Raw genomic sequence first — 20451 nt, 5'->3', positions numbered from 1 at the left:
AGACAAAGCGATACGGGTTTGTCGACAGCCCTGTCAGGTAACCGGTGTCAGGTCAGGAACCCGGCTGGATATACGGCACCCTGCCCCACAGCTCACGCTCCCATTTGCGCGGGTCGTTGACCACGCGGCTGTTCGCATCGAAGACCATCGTCGCGCGGTTGGGCAACGTATAGGGCGCCCAGGCCAGCCCGCGCGTCGCCGGACGCCCGGTGCGGGCAAGCGATGCGAAGGCGCCCATCACCTGCCGGCTGAGCTTCTGCGCGGCCGGCCCGGTGCCGGCGAACGAGCCCGGCGCTTCGAGCGTGCCGAAGGCGAGTGCGATGTCCATCGTATGCGGCGCGCCGCGCTCGGGCTTGGTCGGCGACTGGAAATCGACCTGATAGACCCAGGTCGACTTGGCCCCGGAGGCCGCCCGCGCATCCGCCTCGAGCAACTGGCCCGGCCAGCTTCGCCCGGCGGTGGTCGCGCGGTAGAAGAGCTGTTCGGGCGTGTCCGACGGGAAATGCGCGCGATACTGGCCGACGACCCATTCGGGCAGCAGGTCCATGCGGAGTTCCGGCGCCATCCGCGCGGCGACATTGTCCCAGGTCAGCCCCTTCACCTTCGCCGAGCCCGGATCGATGAAGGCGCGTGTCTCGTCATGCGTGTTGCCCAGGATCATCGGGATCGCGAGCGATTGCGGGTTGGCATCGGGCCAGAACGGGTGGCGGGTGAGCCACTTCATGTCGAGCACCGGCCCGAAATAGACGCCCCCGCCCAGGATCGGATCGGTCGCGTCGAGCGCATCGACCAGCTTCTCCACCGGCATGTCGAGCAAAGGCTGGAGATTGTCCTCCTTCACCCCGAGCTTCGCCAGATAGGCCTGGGCGCGCTTCGTCGCGTTGATCGGGCCCGAAGCCGTGACCTGCTGCCCGCTCATCGTCGCGGCGGAATGGAACAGGCCCTTGGCCGCCGGCATCCCCATCAGCGTGGCGATCTTTGCGCCGCCGCCCGACTGGCCGAACAGGAACACGCGGCCCGGATCGCCGCCGAACGCCGCGATATTGTCCCGCACCCATTGCAGCGCGAGGATCAGGTCGAGCTGCCCCAGATTGCCGCTGTCGGCGAAGCGCGGGTCGAGCCGGGCGAGGTAGAGATAGCCGAACGCGTTGAGCCGGTGGTTCACCGTCACCACCACCACATCCTCGGCCGCCGCCAGCTTCTCGCCGTCGTTGAGCGGCACGGTGACGCTCCCGTTCGAATAGGCGCCGCCATGGATGTAGAGCATCACCGGGCGCTTCGCCGCCTTGTTGGCGCCGGGCGTCCAGATGTTGAGGAACAGACAATCCTCGGAGGCGGGCTGGCCGCCCTTCCCCTGCGGACAGATCGGTCCGAAGTCGTGCGCGGGGACGCTCTGGCCCAGCGCCGCAAAGGCTGTCGGCGCGCGGAAGCGCGGGGCGTTGCCATAGCGGATGCCCCGGAAGCGCAGCATCCCGCCATCGAGCCTGTCGCCCTCGAAGCGCCCGGCTCGGGTCTCGACCACCGCATCCCCGGGCGCCGCCCGCGCAATCAGCGGCACCGCCGCCAGCGCCACGCCGCCCGCCACCACCGCACGCCTCGATACGCCACTCATTGACTAGCTCCCGTCATCATATGCCCTGCGGCTTCTTCGATCCGCGCCAGCGCCTCGCGCGTCACCACGGCCTGGCGCCCGGCTTCCTCGGCCTCGCTGGCCAGCCCGCCCACCCGGTCGCTGATCGTCGCGATCAACACCGCGATCTCGCGCGAAGAGACCGCCGTCTCGTCGATCGAGGCGAGGATGCCCGACACCGTCGCCATCTGCGCCTCCATCTCGCCCGATATGGCGCGGACGCGCGCCAGCAGTTCGGTGACGATCGCCAGGATGGCGCGGTTGGTTTCCGCCATCGCGCCGCTCGCCGCCTGTGCCTCGCGGATCGTCTGGGTCACCCCGCCGGTCGCCTCGGCGGCCTGGTCGGCCAGCGTGCGCACTTCCTGTGCGACGATCGCGAAGCCGCGCCCGCTATCCCCTGCCCGCGCCGCCTCGATGCTGGCGTTCAGCGCGAGCAGCTTGGTCTGATAGGCGACGCCCGAGATCAGCGTGATCACGCTTTCGATACGCGCGGTGTGGCTGGCCAGCATGTCCGCGCTTTCCGCGCCCTTGTTGGCGATCGCATCAGCATTGCCGGCCACTTCCGCCGCGACCTGCACATCCTCGCGCGCGCGCTCATAGGCGGAGATCAGCCCTGCCGCGTTGCGTGCGGATTCGCCCATCGCCACCGCCGCCTGATCCGCCGCCGAGGCGACTTCGGTTGCCGGCTTGCGCAGCCCGAGCAGCTCGGCGGCGGTATGTTCGGTGAACTGGGCGACCTCGCGGCTCGCCCGCGCGGTGCTGGCCAGCGATACGTTGAGCTCGGCGCGCACTTCGCTCAGTTCCTGCCGACGGGTCGCCTGCGCCCGTTGCCGTGCGATCTGGCGCAGCCGGCTGGCGATGATCTCGAATTCGATCACGGCGAGCCGCTGCGTGGCACGCGTCAGCCGCTCGAGCTGGGCGGGGTCCTGCGAAAGCTCGAAGAACAGCGCATGGATGTGCATCTGCGCGACGAGCATCGATGCGGCGACGGTGGAGAAGTCCATCCCGTCCTCGGCGATGCGGTCAGCCTCCGCCACGATCCGGTCGATCCAGGCCTGGTCGATCGGGCGGGAAAGCTTGATCCGGGCATAGTCCACCCGGCTTTCGACCAGCGTGTCGGCCACCGCATGCCCAGCGCGCCGCTCCAGCAGCTCGCGCGCGATGCCGGCGATATGCGGCTCGATGAAGCGCCATGCCTCACCCAGCTCCGCCTCGAGCGTGTGGTCTATCCCGTAAGCCCGGCGCAGATCGGCGGCATCGCGCGCCTCCGGCGCCGCTTCAGCGGCAATCGCGAACGTCTCTCCCATCGGCCATTCCCCACCCCTTGCCCGGGACGATTTTTCGCCTCCGGCCCGATTAGCGACGGACGTCGAGTCCGCCTTCGTCGAATGCTGCCAGATCGGCGCGCGTGAACAGGCTCGCATCTCCTGGTAGCGAATGTTTTAACGCGGTCAGCGCAAGGCCGGCATGGGCCGCGGCCTTTGCGTCGCCCTTGCTCTCGATCAGGCCATGCAGCACGCCCGCGGCGAACGCATCGCCTGCCCCGATACGATCCACGATGCCGGCGATAAGAACTTCGTCGGTCTGATAGCCACCGGCCCGCGTATCGACCCGCGCCGAGACGCGGTGGCTGTCGGCGTCGTCGACATGGCGCGCGGTGTTGGCGATCGTCTGGAGCTTCGGGAAGGCCGCGAACGCCGCCTCCGCCGCCTCGCGCCGGCGATCGGCGCCGTCGCCCGAGAATTCGCGGCCGAGCAGCAGCGAAATGTCGCGGTGGTTGCCGAACAGCAGATCGGCATGGCCGATCAGCTGGGTCAGCACCGCCTTGGGATCGCTGTCCCAGCTCTCCCACAGCTTTGCGCGGTAATTGCCGTCGAACGACACCGGAATGCCGCGCGCGCCGGCCGCCTCGGCAGCGGCAATCGCAGCAGCGGCGGTGTTGTGGCCAAGCGCAGGCGTAATGCCCGAAAGATGCAGCCGCGTGGCGCCTTCGAGCAGCGCATCCCAGTCCCAGGACGAGGCATCGCGCTGGGCGAACACCGAATAGGCCCGATCATAGACGACCTCGGAAGCGCGCAGCCCCGCGCCCGGCGTCAGGAAATACAGGCCCAGTCGGCCGGCTTCCGAAACCACCGTCGAAGTATCGACCCCGCGCCGGCGCAATTCGCCGATCACTGCGCCGCCCAGCGGATTGTCCGACACCGCGGAGATCATCCGGACCTTGTGACCCAGGCAGGCGAGCCCGGTGGCGACATTCGCCTCGGCCCCGCCGACATTCACTTTGAGCTTCGGCGTCTGGAGCAGCAGCTCGCGCCCCGGGGGCGACAGCCGCAGCATCAGCTCGCCGAAAAAGACAATGCTCATCGCGCCAGCCACCCGCCGTCGACCGCGAGGATATGGCCCTGAACATAGTCCGAGGCCGAGGAGGCGAGGAACACCGCCGCGCCGCCCATGTCCGCCGGATCGCCCCAGCGGCCCGCCGGGATGCGCTCCATGATCGAGCGGTTGCGGTTCTCATCGGCCTGCAGTGCCGCGGTATTGTTGGTGGCGATATAGCCCGGCGCGATCGCGTTGACGTTGACACCCTTGGCCGCCCACTCGTTCGCGAGCAGCTTGGTCAGCCCGCCAATGCCCGACTTGGACGCCGTATAGCTCGGCACGCGGATGCCGCCCTGGAAGGTCAGCATCGAGGCGATGTTGATGATCTTGCCCCGTCCCTGCGCGACCATGTGCTTGCCCGCCGCCTGGCAGAGGAAGAACACCGATTTCAGGTTGGTGTCGACGACCGCGTCCCAATCCTCCTCGGTGAAGTCGAGGCTGTCGTTGCGGCGGATGATGCCGGCATTGTTGACCAGGATGTCGAGCCCGCCCAACTTATCCACAGCTTCGTCCACAACCCTGTTCACAGGCTCGATAGTCGAGAGATCGGCCGAGATGATCTCCGCCTTGCGGCCCAGCGCCCGCACCTTCTCGACCGTTTCCTGCGCTGGCGTGCGGCCGACAGCGGCAACGTCCGCACCGGCGGCGGCGAGCGCCAGCGCGATGCCCTGGCCGATGCCGGTATTGGCGCCGGTGACTACGGCAACCTTGCCGGAAAGATCGAAGGGATTGGTCATGATCTACTCCCACCCCTCACCGCCATCGCTCCCCTTCCGCTTGCGGGAGGGGTCGGGGGAGGGCCTGTAATGCATCGGGGAAGGACACGCCCTCCCCCAGCCCCTCCCGCGAGCGGGAGGGGAGTAAAAGGACTTACACCAGCTGGCAGATGTCCAGCACGTTCATGTCGGTATAGTCCTGGTTCTCGCCGGCCATCGCCCAGATGAAGGCATAGGCCTTGGTGCCCGAGCCCATGTGCACCGACCAGGGCGGGCTGATCACCGCTTCCTCGTTCTGCACGACGATGTGCCGCAGCGCATCTTCCTGGCCCATATAATGGAAGACGCGGTCCTTCTCGAGATTCTCGAGCTCGAAATAGAGATAGATCTCGCTGCGGCGCTCATGGATGTGCGGGGGCATGGTGTTCCACACCGAACCGGGCTTGAGCACGGTCAGGCCCATCACCAGCTGCGCGCTGTCGCACACGCCCGGGATCACCAGCTGGTAGATCGAGCGCTCGTTCGACTCTTCCAGCGTGCCGCGGTCCAGCCGGTTGGCGTCGGCGATGCCCAGCTTGCGGGTCTGGAAGCCCTTATGCGCCGGGCACGAGACCAGGTAGAAGCGCGCGCCGTCGCCCGAGAACTGCACGTCCTTGGCGCCCATAGTCACGTACAGGCAGTCCTTGTTGCCCAGCGTGAAGCTCTCGCCGTCCACGGTCACGGTGCCTTCGACACCGCTGATGTTGACCACCGCCAGCTCGCGGCGCTCGAGGAACGGATGCCCCGCCGCCGAGGCCGGCTCGGTCTGGTCGGGCAGCTTCACCGAACCGGTGTCGACCGCGACGCCGCCGATCACCATGCGATCGGCGTGGGTGTAGTTGAGCACGCACTCACCGTCGCGGAACAGGTCCGTGATCAGATAGCGATCGCGCAGTTCCTCGTTCGAGACGCACTCCATCATGTCGGGGTGCGTGGCGTAATAGGTACGATCGAACATGGGGGAGGACTCCGTTAGGTTCAGGCTGCGGCGGCGACGGGCGCCGGCGCGGGTTGGTCGAGCTTGTACGCCTTGCGCACCAGCCCGTTGGTAAGTTCATGGGCGAGCTCCGCCGCTTCCCAGTCGAGCAGCCGCCCCTCGGCGACCAGCCGGGCGAGGAAGCCGCAATCGATCCGCCGGGCGACGTCATGGCGCGCCGGGATCGAGAGGAAGGCGCGGGTGTCGTCGTTGAAGCCGACGGTGTTGTAGAAGCCCGCGGTCTCGGTCACCTGCTCGCGGAAGCGGCGCATGCCCTCGGGGCTGTCGTGGAACCACCAGCTCGGCCCCAGCTTGAGGCACGGATAATGCCCGGCCAGCGGCGCCAGCTCGCGCGAATACACGGTCTCGTCGAGCGTGAAGAGGATGATCGACAGGTCGGTCGAAGTGCCGAACCGGTCGAGCAGCGGCTTGAGGCCGTGCACATAATCGGTGCGCATCGGGATGTCCGCGCCCTTGTCGCGGCCATGGCTCTCGAACAGCCCGCCATTATGGTTGCGGAAGCTGCCGGGGTGGATCTGCATCACCATCCCATCCTCGACGCTCATCGCCGCCATCTCGGTCAGCATCTGCGCGCGGAACAGCTCGGCATCGGCCGGGGTCCAGCGATCCGACAGGATCGTGCGGAACAGCCGCTCGGCTTCGTCCTTCGACAGGTTCGCCGTCGCCGCGGTCGGGTGACCATGGTCGGTCGCCGTCGCTCCCGCCGCGCGGAAATCGGCGCGGCGCTTGCGATGGGCGGCGAGATAGCCGTCCCACGAATACACGTCCTCGCCGGTCTTCTCGGCGAAGATCTTCATCGCGCCGGCGAACTGCTCATGCTCGACGTCGATCACTGCGTCGGGGCGATAGGTGGTGACCACCCGCCCGTTCCAGCCGCTGTTGTGGATGGCGTGGTGTGGCGAGAGATCGTCCTGCGGCCCCTCGGTCGTGGCGAGGAAGCCGATGTTGAACCGGTCGAACAGGGCGCGAGGCTTGAACGCGTCGGTCGCGAGCTTCTCGTTGATCGTGTCGTAATAATGATCCGCAGTGCTCGCATCGAGCGCCACGTCAAAGCCGAACACCTCGCCGAACACATGCCCCAGCCACATCGCCGAGGGCGTGCCGCGGAACAGATAGGTATGCTCGGCAAAGGTCCGCCACGCCGCGCGCGGATCGGTCGCCGGCATGCCCGCCTTGCTCGGCACGCACAGCGCGTCGAGCGACACGCCCTGCGAATAGAGCATGCGGTAGATATAGTGATCCGGCGACAGCAGCAGCTCGGTCGCGTTCGACCAGTTGGCGTTGGTCGAGAACCAGGTCGGATCGGTGTGACCGTGCGGGCTGATGATCGGCAGCCCGGCCACTTCCGCATAGAGGGCGCGGGCAATGCCCCGCATGCGGTCCTCTGCGGGAAGCAGCCGGTCCGGGTCGAGCTTGAGGGGACGTGACATGCGGTCCTCTTACGCCTTTTTGCGTGTCATTGCGTTGACAACGATCGCCAGCACCGTGACCGCCGCGCAGACGCCCAGGATCGCGTGATAGGTGCCGGGTTCGAAGCACGGGCTCGCCGGGCCCATCCACACCGGCACGCAACCCTCGACCGTCGGCTTGCCCGAGGCGAGGAAGATCACCACGCCGACCAAGCCGGTCACCGCAGCCGCGATCACGGCCCAGGGCGTCGAGGCGCGGAAGCTCTCCACGCGCTCGAGACGCGGCGACAACAGATGCACCGCCAGCACGGCGAGGAAATAGGCCGCGCCTGCGCTGATGAACATCGGCGCGTAGCTGCCGACGCGGTCGAGGATGTCGCCCGAGTATTTCGAGAACAGCGCGCCGCCGATCGCCCCCACGGTGCCGCCGATGCCGATCACCGCACCCACGGCGAAGCGCGGGAACGTGTCGGAAGGCAGCGTGTAGAGATTGGCCGAGAAGCCCTGGTGCGCCGCAGCCGCAATGCCGATCAGCGCGACGCTGATCCACAGATTGTCGACCGAAGTGGCGAACACCACCGGCAGCACGAAAAAGGCGCAGATCAGCATGGTGAGCTTGCGCGCCTTGTTGACGCTCATGCCCGACTTCATGAAGCGGCCCGAGAGCCAGCCGCCGAAGATGCTGCCCACGTCTGAGATCAGGTAGATCGCGCCCAGCGCCAGCGCCGCGGTCGGCGTCGACCAGGTCTTGAGATCGAGATTATACTGCGCGCCCAGGAAGCCGGGCAGCCAGAACAGATAGAACCACCAGATCGGGTCGATGAAGAACTTGCCCAGCGCGAACGCCCAGGTCTCGCGCGTGGCGAGCAGGCGCAGCCACAGGCCCGGGGTCTTCACATCGGGGTCGGCCGGATCCTGGGTGATATAGGCCAGCTCGGCCTCGTCCACCTTGGGATGCGCGGCGGGATCGTCGCGGTAGAAGGACAGCCAGGCGATCAGCCACAGCACGCCGAAGATGCCGGTGGCGATGAACACCGTGCGCCAGCTCATGTGCAAATGGGAGATCATCAGATAGACGATCAGCGGCGTCAGGATCGCACCGACGTTCGAGCCCGCGTTGAACAGGCCGATCGCGTAAGCGCGTTCCTTTTGCGGGAACCACTGCGCGACCGACTTCACGCCGGCCGGGAAGTTGCCCGATTCACCGATGCCAAGGCTGAACCGCGCCAGCGCAAACTGGGTGACGCTATAGGCGCCGCCATGCGCGATATGGGCGATCGTCCAGATCACCACCGCGACGGCATAGCCCAGCCGCGCGCCGATCGCGTCGACGACCTTGCCGAAGCCGAGATAGCCGATGGCATAGGCGATCTGGAACCAGACGACGATGTCGGCATAGGTCCGCTCGTCCATGTGGAGGGCGGGATCTTCCATCATGATCGGCTTGAGCAGCCCGATCATCTGACGGTCGATATAGTTGATCGCCGTCGCCGCGAAGAGCAGCGCCACGATCACCCAGCGGTATCGCCCGATGCGCGCCGTCGCGCCGGCGATTGCCGCCTCCCCAGAACCCGCCATCACTCTCTCCCTCTTATTTTCTGCCCGCGACCGCCGAATCAGGCGTCGTGAATGCCGACGATACGGCACTTCACGCTGTAGTCATTCGCGAACCGCGCCTCCACCAGCTCGCCAACGCGAACGGGATGGACGCCGGTGACCGCGCCGGTGGAGATCCACTGGCCCGGCGCGAGCGGCAGCTGCCGGTTGGCGGCAAGCTCGAACAGGAAGCGCACGGCACCGAAGGGACCGTCGAGCATCGTGCTCGCCGTCGCCTCGCCGGCCACTTCGCCTTCGATGGTAAGTGCCACCGGCCATTCGATAAAATCGGTGCCGCGCGGGATCGCCGCGCCGATCACCAGGCCGTTGTTGTTGCCGAAATCGGAGACTGTGACCGCCGGGCCGTGCAGGTTGATGCCCGGGAAAGGCGAGCTCGCCACTTCGATGCCGACATGGATGGCGTCGACATATTCGGCGACTTCTTCGTTGGTCCAGGCGCGGTCGAAATTCTCCGGCAGCGCGCCCAGGCGCAGCAGATATTCCGCCTCGCCTGCGGCAAAGCCCTGCTCGAACACCGGCATCTCGGGCACTTCGCCCGCGCCCGGCGTGACGATCGAATCGGCGAAGATCGGGCCGGTCAGCCGGTTGGTGCCGAAGGTGGCGTCGAGCGGCTCGGGGATCTTGCCCACTTTCCAGCCCGCGACCTTGTCCCCGAACAGCGCGATCGCGCGCTCCTGGATGACATAGGCTTCGTCGAGCGTGCCGGGTAGCTCGCCCGGATAATCGATCAGCGCATTGCCGGTGTGGCGGGCCGAAACAAATGCTTGGGCGATGGCCTCGGCCGGTTCCCGTCCTTCAATCAACGCAAATTCCCCATGTTGCAGGTCGCGAGAGAGCTCTCGTCATGTCCGGCACGCGCGAACGCGGCCGCGCCCGACATCGCTGCCCGTCCCGCTTCGCCCGCTTGCAGGAACCGCTCGCCTCCGACGATTCCCTAAGGTGGAGAAGACAGGCCGAACCGGTGCCGGACCATGTCGAGTAACTTGCGCGCGATCTCCTCTCCGAGTGGCCGCGGCCCGGCTTTGCGCGGGTCCGCGAGTTGTCTGGCCAATGCTACCGGTGTCAGGCGGGCACGTCAACGCACCTCAGGCGAGATGATCGACCAGCGCACCGTTCACCCGCACATTTTCGAGCCGAAGCCCCTCGGTATGCGTGACGATGCTCGGCTGGGTGACACCTTCGAAGCTGCAATTCCGCAGCGTGATTCCCGTCACCGGCGCTCCCGGCAGGCCCTGGCTGTCGAGCACGCGTACGGCGTTCTTCACGCGCAGCCCTTCGACTACGACATTGCGCAGCTTCGGCACGAACGGCCCGTTCGCGCCTTCCTCGTAATTGAAGTCGCAGGTCACCGCGGCCTTGCCGATCTGGCCGACATCGAGGTTGCGATAATAGAAATTCTCGAGCAGCCCGCCGCGCAGCGCGTTGTTCTTGAAGCGGATCGCGTACCAGAGGTCGGGCGAGTCCATCACGCAATCCTCGGCGAAGATCCAGCGCGCGCCGCCCGAGATCTGCGATCCGACCACCACGCCGCCATGCCCCGCTTTCATCCGACAGTTGCGGATCAGGATGTTCTGCGACGGACGCGCCAGCCGCCGGCCATCGGCGTTGCGCCCCGAATTGACCGCGATGCAATCATCGCCGGTGTCGAAAATGCAATGCTCAATGAGCGCACCGTCGACGGACTCGGGATCGCAGCCGTCATTGTTCGGCCCATGCCCCATGATGTCGAGCCCGCGCACGATCAGGTTGCGGCACAGCACCGGGTGGACCTGCCAGAACGGCGCACCCCGGAGCTTCACGCCCTCGATCAGCACATTCTCGCATTCATAGGGCTGGACGAATGCCGGGCGCAGATAGTCGCCCTCGCCGAACATGCGCTTCTCGACCGGCACGCCGTCCTCGGCCATCTGGAACAGCCGCGCGCGCGCCTTGCGCTGGTCGGGCATGCCTTCGCGCCAGCCATGATCGGTCGTGCCGCCCCACGGCCCCTTCCACGCCCACCAATGCTGCGCACTCCCCTGCCCGTCGAGCGTCCCCTCGCCGGTCAGCGCGATGTTCTTCTGCCGCCGCGCATAGACGAGCGGCGAATAGTTCATCAGCTCCATCCCCTCCCAGCGGGTGAAGACGATCGGGTAATGCGCGGGATCGGTACTGAAGAGCAAAGTCGCATCGCGGGTGACGTGCAGGTTCACGCCCGATTGCAGATGTATCGCCCCGGTGAGGAAGCGCCCTGCCGGAACCACTACCCTGCCCCCGCCCGCCGCAGCGCAGCCCGCGATCGCGGCGGCGATCGCCTGGGTGTTGAGCGTCGTCCCGTCACCCTTCGCTCCGAACGCGGTGATGTCGAAGTCGCGATCGGGAAACACCGGCGCCTTCACCGCCCGCGCAATCTCGGCCGCCCGGTCCCACGGATCCGACTCGGCAGCGAACGCGGCGCGCGGCGCCAGCCCGAAAGCGGCACCCGCACCGGCATGGCGCAACAGGTCGCGGCGCGAAGACATCGGCAATCTCCCCTCATTCCGGTACTTTTTGACACCGGTTGCCACGATGCTGTCGCGTCTGCGCCACAGCGTCAAGCGGACATGGGTCGGAAACGAGAAAGATATTGTCACCGGTGTCACTCGACGCCATGCTTGACAGGAAAGGCGGCAAAGACCGTCCTGCTACCGTTCAGAGAGGCATGTCATGATCCGCAGTTCGGCCACCAGCATCGCCCTGGCCTGGGCACTCGCGCTCGCCGCGGGACCTGCCTTCGCGCAAGGCACCGATGACGGCCTGCTCTTCCGCGCCTCGGGCGACAAGAGCGGCACGGCGGAGAAGGCAGGCGGCGATGCGGTCCCCAATTTCCAGTCGCGCGTGACCACCACGCCCGACGGCGCGATCGGCGGCGCGTTCCGCTGGGCCGATGACGGCTATCTCGCCTGGAACGCGCCCGGCAATATCGAGGCACAGCGCGGCACCCTCGCCTTTTTCTGGCGCTCGCGCGAGCAGGTCGGCGAAGCACCCTTCGTGATCTTCCGCGTCGGCTATGCCGATCATTCGAGCTGGGACATGGCGTTCCTGCGCATCGACTGGAATGGCCACGGCTTCGACGCCTTCGTGACCGACGCCAACCTCTCGCGCGTCCGCGTCTCGTTCACCCTGCCCAAGCCCCCCGCCCCCGACGCATGGCAGCACATCGCCTTCGCCTGGGACGAGACCGTCGGGGTCAGGCTGTTCGTCGACGGCAAGGAAGTCGCGCGCAAGGACCAGAAGGCCGATCTCGATACCGGGCTCGACCAGTTCGGCCTCGCGGGCCGGATCATGGCGCCGCACCAGGTGCAGAGCCGCTACAATTTCATGCGCGGCAGCGATCTCGACGAGATCCGCGTCTATGATCGCATGCTCGACGCCGCCGGCATCGCCGCGCTCGCCGCCAAGGCCGAGCCCGCCCCGACCCCGGCCCCCGTTGCCGATGCGGGCAAGCAGGCCGCCTGGCTCCACCGCTTCGGCTGGGACGCCGCCTCGCCGCCGGTGCTCGACGACAAGGTCACCAGCGTCCGCAAGGTCGAGTTCGCCGATGCGAAGGACCTGAAGGAATGGATGTGGAAGGGCGTCGACGGCATCGCCGAGACCACCTGGCCCGGCGTCTACAACCGCTCGCGCCTGCCCGGCCGCGACGATTATTTCGAGCTGCCCGACTGGAACGTCTATGTCGAGGGCGGCAAGACCTACACGCTAACCGTGCCCGCGACCGAGAAGTTCAACCGCGTCGAGATCCGCGGCGCGGCCTATGGCGCGCTCGATTATTCGGCGGACGGCACTGCCTATCGCAGCCTGGCCAAGCGCCCCAAGGGCGTCGTCCGCAGCGTCACCGCGCTCGGCGAGGCACAGGGCGGCACGCTGCGCTTCACCAATGTGATGCAGGAGCAGCCGATCCAGGAAATCTGGGCCTATGATGTCGGCTCGCTCAAGGAGCCCGAGGGCAGCTTCAAGCTCAACTACACGGTAGACGCCAAGGTCTCGGCCAATCTCGCCGCGCTCGACAGCCTCAACGCCTTCATCCGCGGCCGCTACCCCGCCGACGAGCGCAACACCGTGCTCGCGCTTCCCCCCGGCGCCGGTACCGCCGCCGCGGGCGCGGGCAGCGCCGCCTCGACCGGCGCCGCCGCGCATGTCGAAGGGGCGATGCCGATCGTCCATGTCCTGATCCCCTCGGGCTTTGGCGACGCCTTCCCCGGCCGCGCGCTCGCCCGCGCCTGGAACTATGGCTGGGAGAACACCCGCGACGGGCTCGACGGGATCGCGCTCGACATCCCCGCCCTCAAGGCCACGCCCGGCAAGGACGGGCTTATACCGCTCAACATCAAGGTGAAGGACCCGATCTGGCCGGGCCGCGACATGATCGACCTGTCGGTCTCGGTCCGCCCGAACGAGGCGCGCACGCTGTGGCTCGACCTGCGCGACCGCATCCTCACCAATGACAGCCTCTATCTGAGCGTCGCTTCCGCCGCGCCCGACTTCGGCCCGGCCTCGCTCGACGGCATGAACATCCGCCTGGTCTTCAAGGATCGTGCCGCCGCGCTTCCCGAGCATGTCGCCGACCGGTTCAGCCAGGTGAAGGACAATTGGGCCTTCCTGGTCGAGGAGCATACCGCCTCCAAGCGCGCCGGCCTCTATCGCCGCGTCTTCGGCGATGTCAGCGACCTGCTCCGCGTCGATCCCGACAATGTCGAGGCCCGCCGCTACTGGGCCGACATCAGCTATGGCGCGCAGAACCTGCCCGAATTCAAGCAGCCCGAAGCCCCCGCCGGCGTGCCGCTCTGGGCCTTCCGCCAGCTCGAGGACCTCAGGATCACCCGCCAGTTCGTCAACTGGTGGATCGACAATCGCCAGGTGCCCTATGGCGATTTCGGCGGCGGCATCTCGGATGATACCGACCTCACCCAGCAATGGCCGGGCCTGGCGCTGATGGGCGTCGATCCGGACAAGATCAACGGCTCGCTGCGCGCGCTCTCGGACGCGGTCTACAAGAACGGCATGATGGTGAACGGCCTCGGCCACATCACCACCGACGAGCTCCATGCCTATGAGGAGGGCATGAACTCGGACGCCGAGCGGCTCTATCTCAACTGGGGCGAGCCCCGCGCAGTCGAGCGGCTGATGGCGACGGTGAAGGCGCTCAAGACCGTCATCCTCCCCAACGCCGCTGGCCATATGCACTTCGCCAGCAACTGGTACGGCGCGCAGAAGACCTATCGCGAGGGCCCGTTCGAGTGGCAGAAGCCCTATAGCTGGGTCGTCCTCCACGCCCCCGTTCTGGTCGGCCTCTACAACGGCAATCCCGATGCCCGCGGGCTGATCACCGGCACGGTCGACGGCCTGCTCGCGCATGGCAAGCAGGACGCCAAGGGCAATTGGAGCTACCCCAACGAGATCAACTGGCGCACCGATGCCGAGCGTGTCGGCGACGGCGGCGGCGCCTCGACGCCGTTCCAGGCCGCCTGGGCGGCGTATCGCTTTACCGGCGACGCCAAATACCTCACCCCGATGCTCGCCCGCGCCGCCAAGAGTGGTCCCGGCTCGGTGCAGGACATCAACGAGAACGTCATCGCGCTGCTCGGCAAGGACAGGGACTGGTCCAGGACGCTCACCGACAAGGCGAAGAAGGGCGGCGCCTTCGAGCAATGGGCCGCCTGGGACGCGACCGGCGACACCAAATATCTGGACTCGCTCCACGCCGCCGCGATCGAGGACAAGTCGCAGCGCCAATATATGTACACCGAGGGCCATTGGTGGTCCGACCGCGTCGACCAGCCCAATGAGATCCTCCAGCGCGAGCGTCTCGGCGGCATTGCGCTGCGCCGCAACCAGACCTGGCCGGGCAATGCGGTAAGCTGGCGCTTCGACGATCCCGAGGGCGCGCTCAGGACCGCGATCCTGGTGCCGGGCGCCACTCCCGCCCATTTCAAGGTCATCGCCTATAACACCGGCGACACGCCCCAGGCCGCCGAGATGACGAGCTGGAACGTCACCGCCGGTGAGTGGGAGATGACCGGCGGCGGCGCCACCAGCCCGCTCCATCTCGAGCGCAGCGCCGCGACCCGGGTGACCTTTGCCCCGCACGCCACCACCGAGATCGAGTTCACGCTGAAGACGCCGGGCGAGGATGTGTCGACGCGCCCCGATCTCGGCATCGGCAGCGACGATGTCGTGGTGAAGTCCGGCAAGCTCGCCGTCACCGTCCACAGCCTCGGCGCGAAGGAAGCGGCGGGCGGCACGCTGACGATCGAGGACGCCGCGGGCAAGGCGCTGGCGACCACCGCGATCCCCGCCCTCGCCGCCCCGCTCGACCTGACCCCGAAGACGGCGACGCTGCGCCTCGCGCTCCCCAAGAGCGCGGTCCGCGTCCGGGTGGCGCTGCCGGGCAACGCCGCCGAGGTCACGCAGCGCAACAATGTGGTGGCGCTGCCCCGCTGAACCGGAGGATCGCGATGTACCGCCGCCAGTTCCTCGCCGCCGCCGGCATCGCCGCGCTCCCGCGCGTCGCCTTTGCCGAGCCCGATCGCGACGCCAAGCTGCGGGCGATGCTCGACAAGCTTTCGGGCACGCCCTCGGTGAAATTCGGGCGGGTCTCCGGCTTCGATCCAGACGGGCTGTCGCCCGCGTCGCGAATCGACCTCGAGACGGTTGTCGCCGGGCTCGACGCCGACTCCTCGATGGCCCGGATATTCCCCGGCGGCCGCTTCGGGCGCTCGCCCTATGTGATCGCGCCCAATGCCGGCGCCTGGCGCGAGGCTGCGCCGGCCGCGGAGCGCGTCGAGGCCGAGACCGCGCAGATCGAGGCCGATGCCGCGCGCGGCGTGGTCCTGCCCGCCCCGCTGCTCGAAAAGACCCGCGCCGGTGTCGCCGCAGCCACCGGCAAGGCGAACGGCCCGGCGGCGGAGGCGCTGCGCAAACAGGCGGCGCTGCTCGCCGAACTCGCGCCAAAGGCACCCGCCGAGCCGGGCACCGGCCGCTTTCCGGGCGGCGAGGACTATTTCGCGCTGCTGCTCGCGCGCCATTACGGCCGGGTCGACCCGAAGGACGCGCATCGCAGGATGCTGCACAAGGCACACGAACTCGGCAGGCGCGCCGACAAGGTGCTCCGCCGGCTGGGCTATACCAAGGGCAGCGTCGGCGCCCGGATCAGCGCGGCGTTCCGCGATCCGCGCTTCCTGTACAGCGACGACAATGCCGGGCGCGACCGCGCCGTGGCGGACATGAACGCCTGGCTCGCCCGGACCCGTCCGCGCCTGCCCGCCTTGTTCGGCGCGCTGCCGTCCGAATGCGGCAACGTCGCCGCGGTGCGGATGACGCCGAAGGAAGAAGCCGAGGGCAAGCAGGGCTATCGCACTGTCCCCACGCAGACCACGGCGGGCGCCTATTATCCCGACCTGCAACGCATCCGCGATCGCCCCAGCTGGACGCTCCCCGCCGTCGTCCATCACGAGCTGCTGCCCGGCCATATGATCCAGTTGCCGATCGAAGCAGCGGCGAATCCACACCCGCTGCGCCTCGAATATGCCCCCGCCTTTGCCGAGGGCTGGGCAATCTACAGCGAGGAGCTGATGGCCGCCGACGGCGCCTTTGCCGGCGACGATCGCGCGCTGCTCGGCCATCTGCACTGGCTGTTGTTCCGGATCGGCCGCGGACTGGTTGACACCGGTGTCCATATCGGACATGAAACACTGGAAGAGACGAGCAGCAAGCTCGCCGCATTTCAGGGAGAGGCAGCCTATTTCGCGCCGATGGCGCAGGATATCGAGCGAATCTGCATTGAACCCGCCATGCGCGCCGCCGAGGCGCTGACCTGGCTGGATCTGCACGATCTGGGCACCAAGGCAAAGCGCAACGGCCCGGAATCGCTCAGGAAATTCCATCGCGAGCTACTCGCCAACGGGCGCAGGCGGACCGCGGTAACAAGAGCATAGGCCGGATCAGAACCGGCCATGGTTTCACAGAGAGCCGGCGCCAGCCGGCCAAAAGCCGGGCGAGCCGCAGAAGTGGCCGGCCCGGAAACACTGATCATGGGAGAACAAGGATGCGTAAAGGGACTCGCAACATGTGGTATGCCGGCGTTTCGCTGGCGGTAATGGCCGGCGCGAGCATCGCGACCCCGGCACTCGCGCAGGACGCGCAGACACCGCCCGCCGCCGAGAACACCGCCCCCGAGCCGGACCAGACCACCGACGGCGCGATTGTTGTCACCGGTTTCCGTCAGTCGCTCGACAAGGCGCTGAACGTGAAGAAGAACTCGGTCTCCTCGGTCGACGCGATCGTCGCCGAGGATATCGCCAAGTTCCCCGACCAGAACCTCGCCGAATCGCTCCAGCGTATCCCGGGCATCTCGATCCAGCGTGACGCCGGCGAAGGCCGCGCGATCACCGTTCGCGGCCTCGGCGCGCAGTTCACCCGCGTCCGCGTCAACGGCCTCGAGACCGTCGCCACCTCGACCGACGGCGCCTCGGCCAATCGCGACCGCGCCTTTGATTTCAACGTCTTCGCCTCCGAGCTGTTCAGCTCGCTCGTCGTCCACAAGACCGCCGAGGCCTCGCTCGACGAAGGCTCGCTCGGCGCGGTGGTCGATCTCAACACCGGCAATCCGCTCAACGGCAAGACCGGCTTCACCTTCGTCGGCTCGGCCCAGGCCAGCTATAACGACCTCTCGAAGAATTGGGGCCCGCGCTTTGCCGGCCTGCTCTCGTGGAAGTCCGCGGACGGCACCTTCGGCGCCTCGGTCTCGGGCGCCTATTCGAAGACCGACAATCTCGAGCTCGGCAACAACTCGGTCCGCTGGGCCCAGGCCACGTTCGACCAGGTCAGCGGCACCAATTGCTGGACCACCGCCAATTCGGGCGGCACCTATGTGCCCAGCGCCGTCTGCTCGCAGGCAGCGCTCTCCTTCCACCCGCGCATCCCGCGCTACGGCACTGTCCGCCACGATCGCGAGCGGCTGGGCCTGACCGGCAGCGTCCAATGGGCGCCGAGCGACGCGACCAAGATCTCGATCGACGGCCTCTATTCGCGGTTCAAGGAAACCCGCGAGGAGAAGTGGCTGGAAGTGCTGCTCCGCTCGAACGAGCGCTCGATCAACGTCGCGAACCCGGTTTACGACAGCAACAACAATATGATCTCGGCGACGCTCAACGACGCCTGGGTCCGCACCGAACATTATCTGCGCAAGTCCGATACCGAATTCTACCAGATCGGCGGCAGCTGGGATCAGGAGCTGGGCGACAGCTTCCGCTTCACGCTGATGGGCGGCCTGTCCAAGTCGAATGCGGACATCCCGGTCGAGACCACGCTGATCCTCGATGACCGCGACGCGCAGGGCTATAAATACGACTATACCAACATGCAGAGCCCGGTGCTCAGCTTCGGCACCAGCGTGACCGATCCGGCGAACTTCCAGCTCGCCGAGATCCGCGATCGCCCGTCGAACGTCACCAACAAGTTCAGGACCGCGCAGCTGCGCACCGAATGGGACGTCGCCGAGGGCTTCCAGATCAAGGCCGGCGCGATGTATCGCCGCTTCGACTATGACGTCGTCGCCTATCAGCGCGATACCGCGGTGTGCGGCAATGGCGGGCTCGATCTGGTCCTGAAGACGCTCACCTGCTCGACCACCGCGACCTTCGGCCCCACCGCCGTTTACGGCTTCCCGGCCACTGCGGGCCTGACCGAGCTGGTCAATCTCGGCAACGCCGGCCAGCCGGCGGGCACCACCACCAGCTGGGTGGTCGCCAATGTCGATGCGGCCGCGGCCTATACCGGCCTCTACAACCGTCCGCTCCTGCTCGACGTGGGCAACAACCGCCAGGTCACCGAAGAAGTGAAGGGCGGCTATCTCCAGTTCGATGCCAAGGGCGAGATTCTCGGCCTGCGCTACGCGCTCAACGCCGGCATGCGCTATGCCAAGACCAACCAGAGCTCGACCGGCATCAACGGCACGCTGCCGGTGACCGTGAAGCGCGATTATGAGGACTGGCTGCCGTCGGTGAACGTCGCGCTGTTCCCGACCGAGAACATCATCCTGCGCGGCGCGATCTCCGACGTGATGACCCGTCCGACGCTCGGCAGCCTGACGCCGGGCGGCTCGGCCGACGGCTTCAACTACCGGGTGAGCTTCGGCAATCCGAACCTCGATCCCTATCGCGCCACGGCCTATGACCTCGCGGCCGAGTGGTATTTCGCGCCGCAGTCGATCTTCTCGGTGGCGCTGTTCAAGAAGGACGTGAAGAGCTTCCCGGTCAGCGCCACGCTGACGGGCCAGACCTTCACCTCGACGGGCCTGCCCTCGACGGTGCTCGCCGCCTCGTCGCCGGCCTTCCTCAACCCTGCCCAGCTGTCGCAGCCGATCTGGACCGTCGTGACGACGATCAACGGCACCGGCGCGTCGCTGAAGGGCGCGGAAATCTCGATCCAGGCGCCGTTCCGCTTCCTGCCCGGGTTCCTCAAGAACTTCGGCGGTATCGCCAACGTCACCTTCATCGACTCGACCGCGAACTACAGCCAGTCGGCCCCGGCCACGGCAGTGAACGCCAATGGCTCGCTGACGCTGCCGAACAAGGTCTTCTCCTCGACGCTGTACGGCGTGTCGAAAAAGGCGTTCAACGCGACGCTCTATTATGAGGACAAGAAGTTCAGCGCGCGCGCCTCGGTCAGCTATCGCGGACCCTATGTCGACATGGGCTCGGGCACCGGCAACGTGTTCGAAGGCTATAACGCGATCACCAACGTCGATGCCTCGGTCCGCTACAAGCTCACCGAGTGGATCGAGCTGTCGGTCGAGGGCACCAACCTCACCGACGCCTATCGCGATCGCTACACCGACACCGCTGCGAACCGGAACTACGAGTATAACCACTTCGGCCGCACGATCCTGTTCGGGGCGCGCCTGAAGCTCTGATCCGGCGAACCCTTCCAACCTCCGTCCTTGCCGGCGCGGCGCCCTCGGGTTCCGCGCCGGTTTTTTATGGGCGGGGCTTCGGGGCGGGCCGGCTGAGGATGAAGGCCGCGCAGGCGCCCATCACCAGCGCCACGACCAGGTCGACCCACACGGGCGGCCGCGCGCCCCACCAGAACACCGCATAGCCGATCGCGATGCCCCCGCAGGCGAACGCCTTGGCCCGGGCCGGGATCGCCCCCTCCTCGCGCCAGGCGACGAGCGTCGGGCCGAAGCGCTTATGGGTGAGCAGCCAGGTCTCGAGCCGCGGCGAGGAGCGCGCGAAGCAGCCCGCGGCGAGGATCAGGAAGATCGTCGTGGGCATCAGCGGCAGCAGCGCGCCGATGATGCCCAGCGCGACGAAGAACAGTCCCAGCGCGATCCATAGCGGCCGCGTCAGCCGGTTTCCCGGCCTCTCCTGCCCTTCATCCATGCAGCGTGCGCTTCATTCGACAGGCCTACCCGTTGCGAATGATTAGCGTTAGTCAAAGCGGAAGGTCGGAGCAACGCTCCGCGGCAGCGCGCCGGACTGTCCTGGTACGGGTGGTCGGACTCGAACCGACATGTTGTTGCCAACGGCGGATTTTGAATCCGCTGCGTCTACCATTCCGCCACACCCGCATGCCGATCGGCGCAGCGGCCAGGCATCGATGTTGGTCGCTATAAGAAGGCCTGCGGAGGAATTCTAGCCGCTATTG

General features: G+C 67.1%; 12 protein-coding genes, 1 tRNA gene and 1 pseudogene. 3 read left to right on the top strand and 11 right to left on the bottom strand.

Features of this window, described 5'->3' with window-relative positions; genetic code table 11:
• Positions 1–52: 52 nt before the first annotated feature.
• From HZY97_RS00940 to HZY97_RS00900, 9 genes and pseudogenes are all read right to left on the bottom strand, one after another.
• On the bottom strand, positions 53–1612 hold the full coding sequence (locus tag HZY97_RS00940; RefSeq protein WP_180139548.1) for a carboxylesterase/lipase family protein: 1560 nt from the start codon (positions 1610–1612) through the stop codon (positions 53–55).
• Positions 1609–2937, bottom strand: coding sequence for a methyl-accepting chemotaxis protein (locus HZY97_RS00935; protein ID WP_180139546.1), 1329 nt, complete (start codon positions 2935–2937; stop codon positions 1609–1611). The genes HZY97_RS00940 and HZY97_RS00935 overlap by 4 nt, the downstream gene beginning before the upstream one ends.
• A 49-nt stretch (positions 2938–2986) precedes the next feature.
• A complete protein-coding gene (locus tag HZY97_RS00930) occupies positions 2987–3994 on the bottom strand; it encodes a sugar kinase (RefSeq protein ID WP_180139544.1) in 1008 nt (335 codons plus the stop codon).
• Positions 3991–4746, bottom strand: a complete 756-nt coding sequence (gene kduD, locus HZY97_RS00925) for a 2-dehydro-3-deoxy-D-gluconate 5-dehydrogenase KduD (protein ID WP_180139542.1) — start codon at positions 4744–4746, stop codon at positions 3991–3993. Before kduD ends, HZY97_RS00930 begins: the two co-directional genes overlap by 4 nt.
• Positions 4747–4879: 133 nt before the next feature.
• Positions 4880–5722, bottom strand: coding sequence for a 5-dehydro-4-deoxy-D-glucuronate isomerase (gene kduI / locus HZY97_RS00920; RefSeq protein ID WP_180139539.1), 843 nt, complete (start codon positions 5720–5722; stop codon positions 4880–4882).
• A 20-nt stretch (positions 5723–5742) separates the two neighbouring features.
• Positions 5743–7191, bottom strand: coding sequence for a glucuronate isomerase (gene uxaC, locus HZY97_RS00915; RefSeq protein WP_180139536.1), 1449 nt, complete (start codon positions 7189–7191; stop codon positions 5743–5745).
• Positions 7192–7434: 243 nt separating this feature from the next.
• Positions 7435–8748: pseudogene (locus HZY97_RS00910) on the bottom strand (MFS transporter); the annotation flags it as partial.
• A gap of 38 nt (positions 8749–8786) precedes the next feature.
• Positions 8787–9590, bottom strand: coding sequence for a 2-keto-4-pentenoate hydratase (locus tag HZY97_RS00905; RefSeq protein ID WP_218942841.1), 804 nt, complete (start codon positions 9588–9590; stop codon positions 8787–8789).
• A gap of 282 nt (positions 9591–9872) precedes the next feature.
• The gene (locus HZY97_RS00900; protein ID WP_180139530.1) at positions 9873–11288 is read right to left on the bottom strand and encodes a glycoside hydrolase family 28 protein; all 1416 of its coding nucleotides are present in this window, start codon (positions 11286–11288) and stop codon (positions 9873–9875) included.
• Between the two features lie 184 nt (positions 11289–11472).
• Between HZY97_RS00900 and HZY97_RS00895 the strand changes: the two genes are divergently transcribed.
• The 3 genes from HZY97_RS00895 (at position 11473) to HZY97_RS00885 (ending at position 19717) form a co-directional block, all read left to right on the top strand.
• Positions 11473–15246: a LamG-like jellyroll fold domain-containing protein gene (locus HZY97_RS00895; protein ID WP_180139527.1), complete on the top strand. Its 3774-nt coding sequence runs from the start codon at positions 11473–11475 to the stop codon at positions 15244–15246.
• Positions 15247–15260: 14 nt separating this feature from the next.
• Entirely contained in the window at positions 15261–16739 is a 1479-nt protein-coding gene (locus HZY97_RS00890) for a DUF885 family protein (RefSeq protein ID WP_180139524.1), read from the top strand.
• A 110-nt stretch (positions 16740–16849) separates the two neighbouring features.
• A complete protein-coding gene (locus HZY97_RS00885) occupies positions 16850–19717 on the top strand; it encodes a TonB-dependent receptor (protein ID WP_180139521.1) in 2868 nt (955 codons plus the stop codon).
• 64 nt (positions 19718–19781) lie between these two features.
• On the opposite strand, the gene HZY97_RS00880 is transcribed toward HZY97_RS00885, so the two are convergent.
• Positions 19782–20186: a YbaN family protein gene (locus tag HZY97_RS00880; protein WP_180139518.1), complete on the bottom strand. Its 405-nt coding sequence runs from the start codon at positions 20184–20186 to the stop codon at positions 19782–19784.
• Positions 20187–20288: 102 nt separating this feature from the next.
• Positions 20289–20374: transfer RNA gene (locus HZY97_RS00875), tRNA-Leu, on the bottom strand.
• Positions 20375–20451 lie beyond the last annotated feature (77 nt).

The sequence above is a fragment of the Sphingomonas sp. R-74633 genome (assembly GCF_013416555.1).
Classification (GTDB): domain Bacteria; phylum Pseudomonadota; class Alphaproteobacteria; order Sphingomonadales; family Sphingomonadaceae; genus Sphingomonas.
The sequence above is the reverse complement of the archived record's forward strand: the minus strand, read 5'-3'. Positions and strand labels throughout refer to the sequence as shown.